The sequence below is a fragment of the Vibrio nigripulchritudo ATCC 27043 genome (assembly GCF_000222685.1).
GTDB classification, from domain to species: Bacteria; Pseudomonadota; Gammaproteobacteria; order Enterobacterales; family Vibrionaceae; genus Vibrio; species Vibrio nigripulchritudo.
The window spans coordinates 41,983-57,171 of record NZ_AFWJ01000024.1 but is presented as its reverse complement, the minus strand read 5'-3'; the positions used below and the strand labels follow the sequence as shown (position 1 = coordinate 57,171).

The window sequence follows — 15,189 nt, the reverse complement described above, 5'->3', positions numbered from 1 at the left end:
CGTCGCACCTCCTATGCTTTCGCTTGACGAGTGAAGAGTTTTTCAACAGGTTCGCGAATTAACCTGTCCATCGCACCAGTGAAGAAGATCACCAAACCCTGAATAACCATGATCAGCTCTGGGTTGAGGCTCGGCATTTCAAACTGGAGCTCTGTTCCCCCCTGATACAGGGCGCCAAACAGAATTGCAGCGATAATGATTCCTACCGGATGGTTACGCCCCATTAGGGCAACGGCAATACCAATAAAGCCAAATCCACCAGTGAAGTTCAGAATCAGACGGTTGTGCGCACCAAACACTTCATTCACTGCCATCATGCCTGCCAGCGCGCCAGAAATGGTCATGGCAATAATGATGATCTTCTTGGCATTAATGCCAGCGTATTCCGCTGCCGAGGCATTCTGCCCCACTACTCGAATGGCATAACCCAGACGAGAACGGAAAAGCAGCAACCAAACCAGCCAAGCCATTACCAGAGCAATAAGTAAAGACGGGTTAAGAAGAGAGAATGGCAGTTCAAACCCGTGAGCGGCTCCCCATTCGTGCAGTTTAGGGAATACGGCTTCTGGGTTGAAGTAGCGGGAGTCCGTTGAGTTACCACCGTATTTGGCGATGTGTTCCACCAAGGCGTAACCCATGACAGAGAACGCAATAAAGTTGAACATGATCGTAGTTACAACAATGTGAGAACCGCGTTTAGCCTGCAGATAACCTGGAACAGCGCCCCATAGTGCACCGAATGCAGCAGCAACAATAATAGCCAGTGGCGCCATTAACCAAACCGACAAGATGCCGTCAAGTAGCAGCATCAAAATACCGATACCCAAACCAGCGATATACGCCTGACCTTCACCACCGATGTTGAATAGCCCGGCATGAAATGCTACTGCAACCGCCAAGCCAGTGAAGATAAAGTTCGTTGAGTAATACAAGGTATTGCTCAAACCACCGTATTCAAGGTTGGTTGCCCCCTGAATCATTACCGAGAAAGCCGCTACCGGGCTTTCACCAACCAATAAAACCACAAGGCTTGATACCACTAACGCCAAAACAAGTTGGAGAAACGGGACTAAAGCCACATTTACCCATGCGGGTACGGTTTTGTTCATTGTACTTCTCCTTCTGCACTGGCATTGGCCATCAGCAGACCAAGTCCTTTCTCATCCGTTTCACTTGCTTTTACTTCACCGGAAATCTCGCCGTCTACCATCACGATAATGCGATCAGACAGAGACATAATTTCGTCCAGTTCAGTCGAAACGAGAAGTACCGCAGCGCCGTTGTCTCGAGCTGCAATGATGTTTTTATGGATAAACTCAATCGCCCCGATGTCTACCCCACGGGTAGGCTGACCAACCAGAATGACGTCTGGATGTTTCAGCATTTCACGAGCAATGATCAGCTTCTGCTGGTTACCACCCGAGAAGTTAGCGCTTTTAAGATTCGGATCAACGGGTCTGACATCATACTGTTCCATCATGTCGCGTGTAGCGCCATCGATGGCAGACAAATCAAGAAGCTTCGCTCCATACTCGTCGTTATGATGGAAGCCCAAAATCGCGTTTTCTGAAGCAGGCATCGTTTTCACTAAGCCTTGTTTAATTCGGTCTTCAGGGATATGACCAATGCTCAGTTCACGCATCAGAGCGGCATCACGGGATGTCGACGCACTGAAGGTTTTAGAACCTTGAGAAGTAGTCACCTTAGTTTCACCTTCCTGCGGTACTAACGTACCAGCCAGAACGTGCAACAACTCGGACTGACCATTACCAGATACCCCAGCAACGCCCAGTATTTCACCGGCTTTCACTTCAAAGTTCAGATTTTTGAGTCGTTTGACGCCTCGATCATCGAAGTAACTGACATTGTTCACTTCAATACGTGTTTCCTGCGGCGCTGCTTCTGATTTGTCGACGTTAAGAAGCACTTTTCGACCAACCATCAGCTCTGCCAACTCTTGAGGGTTGGTTTCCGATGTTTGACGATGCGCGACCATTTCACCTGCTCGCATTACAGAAACACTGTCGGTTACCGACATGATTTCTTTCAGCTTATGGGTGATAAGAATAATGGTCACGCCCTGCTCTTTCAGGGTTTTCAGGATGTCGAATAACTGCTCCGTTTCTTGCGGAGTCAGTACCCCTGTGGGTTCATCCAAGATCAAGATTCTTGCCCCTCGATACAGGGCTTTCAGAATCTCTACACGCTGCTGTAAACCTACAGGTAAATCAGACACCAAAGCATGGTTGTCTACATCCAGACCATACTTGGTTTCAATTTCATGCAATGCTCTTTCAGCATCTTTTGTACTGTGAGAAATCAGGCTGTGACTTTCCGCCCCAAGCATAATGTTTTCAAGCACGGTAAAGGTTTCCACTAACATAAAGTGCTGGTGGACCATACCGATACCCAAATCGATAGCATCTTGAGAATTTTTGATGGCAACTTGCTTTCCATCCACATGAATGGAACCGGAATCTGCTTCGTAAAAGCCATACAAGATCGACATTAGAGTCGACTTGCCTGCACCATTTTCCCCCACGATGCCGTGAATGGTGCCCGGCTGGACAGCAAAATTAATATCTTTGTTTGCCCAAACCGCGCCAAAGCGCTTATTAACGAGTTTTAACTCAATGGCAGGACTGCTCATTCTCTCTCCCTGAGTGACTGAATGAATCGGAAACTAACGTTGGCTCGTGACTCGATAAGCCAGATTCTGTTATCTACGGTTGTATAAACCCCAGCAATGACAAATTCGTGGATTTACCGGGCTAATACGCAATTCATTGAAACGGCTTGACGAAAATCTCTTATTTTGAATGCAGCCATTTAACGCGAATTAGCTTAGTCATCGGTATCTGTCAGACTACTGCTGAAATATAGTCAATGAACCTGATTTTGGGTAATGCAGGTTATTGCTTGCTTCTAAGATCTGTCGTCCTAATCAATTCGATAGATCTCAGCTTTTATGCCCAATCTATTGGGTCTGAAAATAAAAAACCGGACACAGTTTAGCCATGTCCGGCATTACTACTTACGTAATTAGTATGTACAAGCGCTGTTTGAGAAGTAGTCGTGAACTACTACTTTACCCGCGATAATGTCATCACGAATTTTCTCGATCTTGTTTGCCATATCTGGCGTGATAAGGGTTGCGTTGTGCTCATCAAGTGCCCAAGCAACACCTTCTTCTTTGAGACCTAGAGACTGAACACCAGAAGTGAAAGTACCTGCTTTCGCATCCATGAATGCATCTTTCACCGCTACGTCTACACGCTTAACCATAGAAGTCAGCATTACGCCTGGGTGCAGGTAGTTCTGGTTTGAATCAACACCGATTGCGTATTTCTTTTCATCAACTGCTGCCTGGTATACACCGACACCAGTACCACCGGCTGCTGCGTAAACAACGTCAACACCCTGGTCGAACTGAGACTTAGCCAGCTCTGCACCTTTGGTTGGGTTGTTCCATGCCGCAGGCGTGGAACCTGTCATGTTCTGAACAACTTTAGTGCTCTTATCGATGTACTTCGCGCCTTGCTCGTAACCACAAGCAAATTTACGAATCAGAGGAATGTCCATGCCGCCAACGAAGCCAACAGCATTTGAATCACTCTTCAGTGCCGCTAGTGCACCAACTAGGAAGGAACCTTCATGTTCTTTAAATACAACACTACGAACGTTAGGAAGATCTACAACTGAATCAATGATAACGAAGTTAGTTCTTGGGAACTGCTTCGCTACTTTTTCAACGATTGGCGCTTGCTGGAAACCAACAGCAACGATTGGGTCAAAGCCACGCTGAGCCATGCGAAGCATCGCTTGCTCACGTTGAGCTTCGTTAGTGATTTCAAACTCACCGTACTCAATCCCCGTGTCCTTCTTAAATGCTTCCGCACCGTTGTAAGCCGCTTGGTTGAAAGATTTATCGAATTTACCACCCATATCAAAGATAACTGATGGTTTAAAATCATCTGCTTGTGCTGCAAAAGCTGCCAACCCAAGCGCTACACCTACCGCGACTGACTTAAAGGTCATCATCCAATTTCTCCATGTCATTTGGTATCAAAGTAGTAAAAGTTAGCACCTATCCCTCACGAGCAGTGTAATTATCGCTCGTTTTTTTACAGATTCTTGACATGATTCACGACTGTGATGAAGAACATATTCAATTCGAACAATAGTTAATCGTTTGCATCTTTAAATTGAGCACAATTCTTGTATACAAAGTGAACTTTTTGTTTAAATTTCGTGTGCGAAGTTAAGAAATTTCACAAGGAAAACAGAAGTTAAACCGAGCTCCGTCCGGCGAATTTATCAGCTCAATTCGACCTTTGAGATATTGAGTAACTAAAATATAGGCGACGTGTAATCCGAGCCCGACAAATCCCTGACCACGTTCAGTTGTGATAAAAGGCTCAAAAAGTGTGTGTTCAACTTCTGCAGAAACACCTTTCCCGTCATCCGAGTATTCCACCTCTAATTCGCCATTTTGATGCCTTACTTTTAACCATACCTGCCCTGAATTACTGCCAGAAAACCCGTGATGGTACGTATTCAAAACAAGCTTTTGCAAAACGTCATGAACAATCCAGGTATTGAGCTTTACGGTGAGTGTCGGATCGCACTCGATATTGAACTTAGTTTCGATACTCTGTGTGGTGGAAACCGATTCTATCCCCTCCGAGAGGAAGCGACCGACATTCACAGGCTGAACCTTGGTTTCTGCGCCTGCTGCATCCAGCTCTCGAAAAGAATCAATTAAACGGGTCTGTTTAGACGTGTTGTTGAGACCTATGGTGGTGAAGTCACGAATCGACTCTAGGGTAGAAATCATATTGTTTTTGGAAAGCGCCCCACTCTCAATGCTATTTTCTAATGTCGCGACCGTGTCACGAATCGCAGAAAACGTACTGATGCAATTACCTATTGGCGTATTCATTTCATGAGCGACGCCAGACACAAGTTTCGCGAGCGACGCCATCTTCTCAGATTCCACCAGCATATTTTGAGTGTTGCGAAGCTGGTCCAGAGCATCTGACTTTTCCTGAACCAGACGTTCCAGCTCGCGCTTGGACTGACTGATGCTCAAGTGGTTTTGCACCCGAGCAATCAACTCTTTCTTCTGGAAGGGCTTGCTAATGTAATCCACAGCGCCGGAGGAAAATGCCTTTTCTTTCGCATCCTGATCCGTCAGTGCAGTGAGGAAAATGATAGGAATATCCACATACTCTGGGTTTCCGTTCAGAATTTGGCAAACCTCAAAGCCATTCATCTCCGGCATATTTACATCCAGAAGAATAAGAGAGGGCTTAATTCTTTCTACGCGACTCAATGCGGTTTTACCGTTGTTTGCCGTCGCGATTTTGTATCCTAGCTCACGAAGAAATCCGGACGCGACCCCGAGGTTAGAAGGGCTGTCATCCACGATAAGAATAGAGATTTCATGGTTGCTCATTGACGTAATCATCCACCATGTCGATTATTTTCTGATCGTCGAATTCATGTGCAAACTTGACGACACGCTCGGTAAATTCTGGAAAATCGGTTGAAAGGGGTTGCATCAGCTCTTGAATATCATCGATGTAGCCGTCTACCGCTAATGCACGGATTTTAGTTAGGATTTCCCCACCTGGTACTCGAATTTCCCCTTCTACTTCAGCAGGTTGTGACTGTAATGCAACTGCACTATTAGCAACTCCATTAACTCTAGTATAGGCAAGGAATTTCTTAAGCTCCTCCGTCAGGCTATCTTTATCTACGGGTTTTGTTATGTAGCCCTCACAGTGCTGGATATAAGTGTCCAGTGAATCCGACAAAGCCGATGCAGTTACAGCAATGATAGGAATATCTTTGAAGCGGGGATCATTCTTGAGCTTTTCAGATGCTTCACGCCCATCCATGTTGGGCATTTTGATGTCCATCAGAATGAGGTCGGGAACAAACCTTTCTACCCGCTCTAATACCTGTAATCCATCGTCTGCGTAATCGAGAGAAAACGGAGAGTCCGACAGGAATTGCGCCAGAATTTCCTGGTTGTAATCGACATCATCGGCAATCAGGATTTTCGCAGGTTCAAACGCCACTTTCTGGTTCGGGCTGTGTTCACCTGAATCCTGTTCAACCTCCTGAGCGCTCTTAACAATAGGAAGCGTAACGCTAAAGGTGGTTCCCACTCCAAACTCACTCTTCACGCTGATTTGACCGCCCATCAGTTCAATAATCTGTCTGCTGATGGCAAGTCCAAGTCCTGTGCCTCCAAAGCGGCTTTCAGTGGCTTCTGCCTGCTCGAAGGAGCCGAAGATCTTACCTATCTGATCTTCTCTAATACCGATACCCGTATCTTCTACATCGAATTCGAGTCGGAAATCGTTATCGACAGGTATGGCGCGGGATGTCACCTTAACGTACCCCTGCTCGGTGAATTTTACGGCATTACCGATAAGGTTAATGAATACCTGACGCAAACGGTTTTCATCCAGCAACAGGCTTTCTGGCATCCCTTTTTCTATTTCATAAATCAGTGCCAGGTTGCTGCTGGTTGCCTTATGTTCAAACATGTCGTGCAGTTCTTCGAACATTTTGGGAACCGAAGTCGCCGCCATGTGGAATTCCAGTTTGCCCGCTTCTACTTTCGATAGATCCAACACGTCATTGATCAGGTGAAGTAGCGCCTTACCGGACGTTCTTATTTTATTGATAAAGTTGAGTTTTTTCGGATTGGCCTCTTCTGAATGGAGAATTTCAGAAAAACCGAGAATCGCATTCATGGGCGTGCGAATTTCGTGAGACATGTTCGCCAGAAACTCCGACTTCGCCTGATTGGCTTTCTCTGCACCTTCTTTGGCTTTTTCCATTTCACCCACGGCATGTCGAAGCTCCTCTGTTCGCTGCATAACGCGATCTTCCAGCTCTTCATTCAGTTTGCGAACTTTCCGTTCTGCCACATCCCGTTCCTGAATCTTCAAGTTCAGTTCGGTAATGTTGTCTTTGATTGCGCTTTGCATGAAGTAGAAGTTTCGCGCCAGCTCACCAAACTCATCACGACGGCTGATATTAATCTTATGATTGATGTTGCCGTTCGCAATGGCGCTGAAATCTTTAATGAGCTGCGAAATGGGTTCAATGAAGGAGCGCGCCATCAGAATGGCAATGGCTACGGCGAGTAAGACAAGAACCAGACCAGATAAAATGAGCAGAACCGCGACCCGCTTAGTTGCGTCTTCAATCACCTGTTGAGAAATCGATGTCACCAGATAGCCAAGAATGACACCTTTATCCCGAATGGTGGACGCCAGCCCAGTGTGTATCTGACCATCCACATCCTGAAGTTCCATTAACTTCTTTGGCGTTCCGACTGGCACTTCGTCAGTGAGCACCCGGAACAGCTTAGAGCCATCAATTCGCTGGCGGTCTTCATCGTATAGCGTTATCTCTACACCGAGGTCGACTTCCTGAATCGCCAAATCGAAATCCCAGCTTCTCTGAAGAACCAGGATTCCACCGTTGTCGAGTTCAAAGCTGTAACTGATACCGATACTGCCGTCAGATAAGGTGGCGAGTTCTGTTCCCGCTGAACCGACAAACTTTTTCGGAAAGTTGAGGACTGGCGTGATCTCTTTCTTGCGCAAAAAGTTTCTTGCATCCCAGCTTATCAGGGTACTTTCATTAAGAATGATGCCATCTAGCTCGGCATTGTATTGGGCATAAAGATAATTTACGCCTTCATCAAATACAGGGGCTTTGGAATTTGGGTCTGCTGGCAAATAAATGGCATAGCTGGTGATGTCATAGAGACGGGCAAACTCCAGTAAATACTCCCGAACATCTGGATAAAAGGTCAAAACTCCTAAAAAGTCTTCAGCCGTGAATACGCTTCCTCTTTCCACCCCCATTAAAAACTGAGTGGAACCGCTGTTGCGAAATGCTTCATATTGGCGGTGTATATGAGGAAAATCGTCCAGTATGCGACGTTGAAGCGAGCTAGTGGCATTGTGAAGACGCGCCTCATTCTGCCGGTTAATCTCGCTACGCATCAGAACATTGGATGCGACAATAGACAAGACTATCGTCAGCGCCACGAGCAATGGAGTGAATACAAAGAGTTTGGTCTTAAACGTCATTTAGCCTTCCAGCTACTTACCAGATTCTTGCGTAAAAAATGAGTCACGTTTTCTTGGTTTACGACAACTGCACCGATGTTAACCACTTCGGGTAATAGAGTAATCCCTATGGTTGCAATATCACTGGCGACCGGAATATCGTTCTCCACCCGGCTGTGATAATCCTCCAGCAAAGAAACGGAGAGATAACTCATCATTGCTGTTTTCGCGACAATGGTGGAATCGATGACCCCGCTTTCGATAAATTCAAGCACGGTATCTTCACGATCATGGACGACAATCGCCAACTCTTTGTCCATCAAACCTAACTGCCCGATGGCGTTTCCGATTCCTACACCAGAACTGGAGTTCAGACCAATCAGCCCCGTAATTTCGGGGTTGTCCCGCAGCAATTGCATGGTGACCTGACTTGCCTGATCCGTGTTGGTTTTGTCATCTACCTCGGCGACGATTTCCCACTCGCTTCCTTTCAGCCCATCTATAACACCCTGACGTTTCAATGCTGTGTTACTGGCTTGGTTTAATACCAGCCCAAGCTTGCCTTTGTTCCCACCGATGCGAAGCAGCTCTTTGGCGGTGAGCAGACCTGCCTGATAATTGTCTAAACCGATGTAGGTATTCGCATTGTGATCATCGGGCGCTGCTTCTATCGCAATGACCTTTATCCCTTTCTTACGAGCCTCTACGATGAGCGGTACCACTTTGTCGACCCACAAGGGCACGATGATGCCATCTGGGTTTGCTGCAATGGCGGTTTCCATCGCTTTATATTGAGCATCCCAATCCGGACCTTGTGGTCCTAGAGTGGCAATATTGACGTTGAGTTTCTGGCTGGCGTACTTGAAACCAAGTTTGATATCACGCACGTAAGGATGAGCTAAAAACGCACCTACGAAGTAGTACGTTCTCTTTTCGGTTTTCTCGGCTATTGCACTGGGTACCAGACACAAAACCAGCAAAACCGGGGCTACAAAAAGGCGCACAATGACTCGCCTCAAGGTTGAAGTAAGCATAGGAAGTTCCATCTCAATCACACTTTTTATTGAGTATAGACAGTCCTTTTAACTTTTGTGGAACAGGTCAATAGATTGAATCAATGAGCTATTAAAGAAAAAGCCCACCTTGTTCAGGTGGGCTTTGAAATTGATATTACGAATCGAGGTTATTTAATAATACCCGCTTCTTTGTAGTATTTTTCTGCACCCGCATGAAGTGGTGCGGAAAGACCGTCTTTCGCCATTTCTTCTTTCTTCAGGTTGTTGAAAGCCGGGTGAAGACGCTTAAATGTGTCAAAGTTTTCAAACACTGATTTTACGATTTCGTACACCACTTTGTCTTTCACAGCAGTCGAGCTTACGAACGTCGCACCCACACCAAACGTAGTCACATCCTGGTCGTTACCACGGTACATACCGCCTGGGATAGTTGCTACACGGTAGAAGCTGTTGTCTTGAATTAGCTTGTCTACAGCTGCGCCACTTACTTCTACAATCACACTGTCACAAGAAGTTGTCGCTTCTTTGATTGCACCACTTGGGTGACCAACGGTGTAGATCATCGCATCAATTTTGTTGTCACACAGTGCTTTAGACTGCTCAGACGCTTTCAGCTCTGAAGCCAGTTTAAAGTCTTTCATTGTCCAGCCAAGTTCGCCCATCAGCACTTCCATGGTTCCACGCTGACCAGAGCCTGGGTTACCAATGTTGACACGCTTGCCTTTCAGGTCTTCAAACTTTTTGATACCACTGTCTGCACGAGCAACCACGGTAAACGGTTCTGGGTGAACAGAGAACACAGCACGAAGATCTTTAAATGGTCCTTTGTCTTCAAATTTGCTTGAACCGTTGTATGCATGGTATTGCCAGTCTGACTGAGCGATACCTAAGTCCAGTTCACCAGCACGAATTGTGTTGATGTTGTACACCGAACCACCCGTACTCTCTACAGAACAGCGGATGCCATGATCTTTACGCCCTTTGTTTACCAGACGGCAAATAGCACCTCCAGTTGGGTAATAAACACCAGTAACACCACCCGTACCGATAGTTACGAAGTCGTCTGCAGCGTTAGCAGATGCCGCCATACCTAATGCGCCACTCAGCCCCATCACAACACAAGCCGTTTTAAAGAACGTCATATCCCTTTCCTTCTGTTGATTTGCATGCAACACACATGCGTCTTGTCTCTGGAAACATAGTTCCGTTTACGTCAGTTTTACAACTTTAACAAATACCACACTCTATATGAGGATGCGAAATTTTCATCTTAAAACATGAAGTTATTCGCTACTTCTCAATTTTGACTCAAACTGTTCAGAAGGTATCACGCTAAGGTTAAGCGCCTTTGCCTGACGAACAAGTTGAGTCACCTGGTATTCGTTCCCCGGAGACATTTCTCCATTTGGTAAAAAATGGTTATTTTCAAATCCGACCCTAGCGTCCCCACCCAATAACATAGCAGACAAAAGGCATTGCTGTTCCATTAGGCCAAACGCACAAGCCCCCCAACGAATACCTGAACTCATCAGTTCAGGAGTCAGGAGCGGGAGTAAATCTTTAGGGTGGGATTGTAAGCCTTTCGAATATCGCCCCAACACCAGTAGCAAATGTTGATTGGTTGCAGGGATGACGCCGCTTTCAAGAAGCCGGAAATAACGGGCAAGATCATTTGGGTCATAGACAATCCACTGCACCAGAATGTTCTGGCTGTTCACAAGGTGGAAAAAGTCTCTGGCGGTTGGCTCGGTTTTGCTATCAGGAATGAGCTCTTTGACTGCACAAGAAACCGCAGGAGGACGAACTTTTTCTATCAGCATCATCTGTTCATAGGGAGTGTATTGCCCTACAGCTTCTGTTGTTAGTTGAATCAGAATATCTTTGCCGGCTTCTGCTAACAGCTCTTCCAGCAAAGCAGCATTTTCCCGAATACCCAAGGTATGTTGCCCGTCAGAAGCTCTGGCGTGAACGTGCGCCATTGCAGCTCCGGCAGCCTGACAGGCTTTAACATCCTGAACAATTTCATCAATAGAAACGGGTAATGCTAAGTGGTCTTTCTTCTGTTTTCTGGCACCATTCGGAGCAACAATTATGGCTGGCATACCACTTCCTCAGCAAAGAGAGCTTCTAACGTTGCCTCCAACCTATCTACCAGCTCAAATACCTGCTCATCCGTCATGATAAAGTGAGGCGCGAGCAATATGTGGTGTCCCATTTTTTCCGTCTATGGTTCCTTTCATTGGGTAACACATCAACCCTTGTTCCATCGCTGTTGCTTTGACTTTTTTCTCTAGCTGGCTAGACGGCGAAAAAGGAGTCTTTGTGGCTTTTTCTTCCACCAGTTCAAGACCCATAAACAGCCCCCGCCCGCGGATATCTCCAACGTTAGGATGATGGTCAAATCGGGTCCTCAACTCTTTGAACAGCTTTTCACTCAATGAATTTACCCGCTTGAGGTAATGACCATCAACGATCTCTGTAACGGTTGCCAATGCAGAGGCACAAGACATGGGGTGCCCGTTAAAGGTGTGACCGTGCTGAAAGTACCCCGTTCCCAGTGCAATCGTTTGATATATTTTCGAACTCACTACAGTCGCACCAATCGGCTGGTAACCTCCCCCAAGCCCTTTAGCAATGGTCACCATATCCGGCACAATGCCCTCTTGTTCGAATGCGTAAAAACTGCCTGTTCTTCCAACGCCACACATCACTTCATCTAAAATCAGCAGCACATCGTATTTGTCGCAGATTTCCCGAATTCGTTTGAAATAACCTTCGACCGGAGAAAGCGAACCTGCGGTGGCTCCCACGACGGTTTCAGCCACAAAAGCCATCACGTTATCAGCACCAACGTCCAGCAGAGTCTGTTCCAGCTCGTTGGCAACTCGCTGACCATACTCAAATTCGGTTTCGTCCGTTTTTTTATCTCGATAAGGGTAACAAGGCGAGATGTGATGGGTAGCCTTAAGTAAGGGTCTGAAAGGAGCACGTCTCCATTCGTTTCCACCAACCGACAATGCCCCCAATGTGTTGCCGTGATAGCTTTGCCTGCGGGCAATAAACTGGGATTTGCTCTGTTTTCCTTGCTCAAGGAAATATTGGCGAGCCAGCTTAAGAGCGGACTCTACCGCCTCCGATCCTCCACTAACCAGATACACATGATTAAGAGGTTCAGGGCTCAGTTGGACCAGCTTCTCGGCGAGTTTTTCCGCCACTTCAGTGGTGAAAAAACCACTGTGAACAAAAGGCAACGAGTCAAGCTGCTGAGAAATTGCCTGTTTAATAACTGGGTTGTTATGACCTAAATTAGAGACCGCTGCACCTCCGCAGGCGTCGAAGTAACGTTTACCCGTCTGGTCGAAAAGGTAAACGCCTTCGCCTCGCTGCGCGACAGGCGGCTGATGGTGACAGTGGCGATGGATAAGCTGAGTCATAACACTCGTCCTCTTGGGCGGTTAATATGTAACCAAGATATCGTTTTGTATTTTATCAACAAGCGAATTATTCTCAGAGGTATGAGCATATGGAATACCCTCCGATATGGATTTGGGTAAAAAGAAGAGAAATCGTCAATGGAACTGACTAAACACTTACCCTCCAGCCGATCGCTACAAGCCTTTATTGTTGCGGCGCGTTGCCTGAGCTTTTCTGAAGCCGCAAAGCAGCTTCACATCACTCAGGGGGCAATCAGCAAGCAAATTCAATCTTTAGAATCTCAACTTGGACAGGCACTTTTCATCCGCAATGGAAACGGTTTGCAGCTTACCGAGGCTGGTAATTTGTACCTGACTAAAGTAGTCCCCGGTCTCGAAGCCATTCAGGCTGCCAGTGCCGAAATTCAGCAGTCGCAGTCAGATACCAGTACCCTGCATTTGAACATCTCTCCCTCTGTCGCCAACCTTTGGCTTTTGCCAGAGATTCATGATTTCCTGACTGATAACCCATCTGTTCGGCTGTCTGTAAATACTGGAGATGGTCGCTTGCCTAAAGGAGGAAACGATGCAGACATGTCAATCCGATGCTTACCCATTGCCAAGCATTATGAGCATTCGGAATGGCTATTTAGAGAAAAGCTCATCTTGGTCGCTCACCCTTCGCTGAAAAATCTAAGATCAGTAGAGGACGTTTTTCGTCAGCCGCTTTTACCTCAATCGACCCGTCCACAACTTTGGGAACTGATGTTCAGGCAATATCAAATTGAATTCACCCCGAATTACTACCCCGTCGCGTACGAGCACTTTTACATGTCGATTCCCCTGCTACAAAGAGGCTGTGGAGTCGCATTACTGCCTGAATTTATAGTGAAAAAAGAATTGGAGGCTGGAAGGTTGGTAAATCCGCTTGGTCTGAATTTTGAGAGCCCGTATGGCTACTATCTGATATGCCCCAGCTACAAACTCAGCGAGCCAAATGTTGCAGCATTTGTTCGGTGGATTCATTCACTCATAGCTCACATCTGAGTGAAATAAAAATCATCCAGCGAATTTTTATGCCTGAATGTTCATTTTTTATGTAAAGATCAACATCGCGTACCATTTAGTTTCATATCAATTACAGTCATTGTTTCCAATGATCCAAGTATGTAAATAATTTCTCTTTACCGCATTACACGCCGATATAGTTAATTTAAGACTCACCGTAAATGAGTGGGTTATTTAAAACACATTATAAAAACCAGTGTAAGTCGGATGAAGCGAAGACTTTCACCGTTTACACGGCAACTACGTCTATTGGCAGAGATTATGAGCATAACAACGCGGCTTAAAGAGTGGGCATCGAATAATGTCCCCTTGGTATTTTCCATCCTCAGATTCATTCAACCGAATGTCATTTATAAAAACAATGCGGTGATCACCCGCTTCAAAGACGTTCAGGAAGCCCTTTCACGGCCAAACGAGCTGGGCGTTACTTATGCCGAAAAAATGCGAATTATTACCGATGGAAAAAACTTCTTCCTCGGTATGGATGATATTCCTGATTACACCCGAGACGTATCCAACATGCGGCTGGTGGCAAGAAGAGACGATTTGGAGAAAATCGTTAACCCGATGACCGAGAAAATGGCTCGCGTCATTATGGAAAAAAGTTCTGGGCGCATTGAATTGGTTTCGGAGCTCACCAGTGTTGTACCGAGTCAGTTCACAGCAGAATACCTTGGCGTATCTGGCTTAGAGCCTAAGACCCTGTTTGACTGGACCTGTAACCTTTTTCAATACCTCTTCTATCCGGATTGTCCTAAAGAAGTTGAGGACGCCGCCATTCGCGATGCCGCAGGGCTTAGAGCTCACATCAATGAACTGATCAAACAGCGAAAACAACAACATGAAAAAGACGATGTTCTTGGCAGGTGCCTGAAGCTTCAGGAATCCGGTACGCCCGGGATGACGGACATCGATATCCGAAATAACCTGATTGGTATTATCATCGGGCTTGTGCCAACCACATCAAAATGCGTCATACAGGTATTGGACTATCTGTTAGACAGACCCGAACTGTACAAACAGGCACAACGCGCAGCACATCTGGACGATATGCATACCTTGCAGCAGTTTGTGCTTGAAACACTCAGGTTTACTCCGTTCGGAGCGGGGCTGCTTAGAACCGCTAACTGTGATTACACCATTGCCAAAGGGACTTGGCGCGCTAAAAAAATCAAAAAAGGAAGTCAGGTATTCGTCGCTACTCAGTCTGCCATGATGGATGGTCGGGATGTGAGTTCACCCAAATCCTTTAAGCTCGACAGACCAAGGCATATTTACATGCATTTTGGCTATGGAATGCACACCTGCTTCGGTCAGTACATCAACCTGATTCAGATACCTAACATTCTTAAAGCCATATTGAAGTGTGAACACGTTCAGCGAGCGGCAGGCAAGGAAGGTCAGGTGACTTATCGCCAGCCCTACCCCATTAGCCTCACGGTTACCCATGAGATTATGACCCGTCCCGCTGTTAAGACGAAACAAGAAAGCAAGGAAGCAGAACCATCAAAGGTCGCATAATGATACTCAACTCCCGTTCTGCATATCGAAACGGGCAGCGCAGCAGTGTCAAACTGAACGATTAAGCTA

10 protein-coding genes and 1 pseudogene are annotated in these 15,189 nt (G+C 46.3%); 2 read left to right on the top strand and 9 right to left on the bottom strand.

Annotated elements, in window-relative coordinates:
- Window positions 1-11 precede the first annotated feature (11 nt).
- From RH89_RS03920 to RH89_RS03880, 9 genes and pseudogenes are all read right to left on the bottom strand, one after another.
- The gene (locus tag RH89_RS03920) at window positions 12-1,109 is read right to left on the bottom strand and encodes an ABC transporter permease (protein WP_004399217.1); all 1,098 of its coding nucleotides are present in this window, start codon (window positions 1,107-1,109) and stop codon (window positions 12-14) included.
- Window positions 1,106-2,650, bottom strand: coding sequence for an ABC transporter ATP-binding protein (locus RH89_RS03915; RefSeq protein ID WP_004399216.1), 1,545 nt, complete (start codon window positions 2,648-2,650; stop codon window positions 1,106-1,108). The genes RH89_RS03920 and RH89_RS03915 overlap by 4 nt, the downstream gene beginning before the upstream one ends.
- Window positions 2,651-3,042: 392 nt before the next feature.
- Window positions 3,043-4,041 carry a BMP family lipoprotein gene (locus tag RH89_RS03910; RefSeq protein WP_004399215.1) on the bottom strand — a complete coding sequence of 333 codons (999 nt, stop codon included), beginning with the start codon at window positions 4,039-4,041 and terminating at the stop codon, window positions 3,043-3,045.
- Window positions 4,042-4,261: 220 nt separating this feature from the next.
- The gene (locus RH89_RS03905; protein ID WP_004399214.1) at window positions 4,262-5,458 is read right to left on the bottom strand and encodes a hybrid sensor histidine kinase/response regulator; all 1,197 of its coding nucleotides are present in this window, start codon (window positions 5,456-5,458) and stop codon (window positions 4,262-4,264) included.
- Entirely contained in the window at window positions 5,445-8,123 is a 2,679-nt protein-coding gene (locus RH89_RS03900) for an ATP-binding protein (protein WP_004399213.1), read from the bottom strand. The genes RH89_RS03905 and RH89_RS03900 overlap by 14 nt, the downstream gene beginning before the upstream one ends.
- Window positions 8,120-9,136, bottom strand: coding sequence for a substrate-binding domain-containing protein (locus tag RH89_RS03895; RefSeq protein ID WP_004399212.1), 1,017 nt, complete (start codon window positions 9,134-9,136; stop codon window positions 8,120-8,122). The genes RH89_RS03900 and RH89_RS03895 overlap by 4 nt, the downstream gene beginning before the upstream one ends.
- A 149-nt stretch (window positions 9,137-9,285) precedes the next feature.
- The gene (locus RH89_RS03890) at window positions 9,286-10,230 is read right to left on the bottom strand and encodes a TAXI family TRAP transporter solute-binding subunit (protein WP_045961621.1); all 945 of its coding nucleotides are present in this window, start codon (window positions 10,228-10,230) and stop codon (window positions 9,286-9,288) included.
- Window positions 10,231-10,401: 171 nt separating this feature from the next.
- Complete coding sequence (locus RH89_RS03885) at window positions 10,402-11,220, bottom strand: beta-keto acid cleavage family enzyme (protein WP_004399210.1); 819 nt, start codon at window positions 11,218-11,220, stop codon at window positions 10,402-10,404.
- Window positions 11,208-12,552: pseudogene (locus RH89_RS03880) on the bottom strand (aspartate aminotransferase family protein). The gene RH89_RS03885 and the pseudogene RH89_RS03880 overlap by 13 nt, the downstream one beginning before the upstream one ends.
- Before the next feature lie 138 nt (window positions 12,553-12,690).
- Here RH89_RS03880 and RH89_RS03875 point away from each other — a divergent pair.
- Entirely contained in the window at window positions 12,691-13,578 is an 888-nt protein-coding gene (locus tag RH89_RS03875) for a LysR substrate-binding domain-containing protein (protein ID WP_004399208.1), read from the top strand.
- Between the two features lie 282 nt (window positions 13,579-13,860).
- The gene (locus tag RH89_RS03870; RefSeq protein ID WP_004399207.1) at window positions 13,861-15,120 is read left to right on the top strand and encodes a cytochrome P450; all 1,260 of its coding nucleotides are present in this window, start codon (window positions 13,861-13,863) and stop codon (window positions 15,118-15,120) included.
- Window positions 15,121-15,189 lie beyond the last annotated feature (69 nt).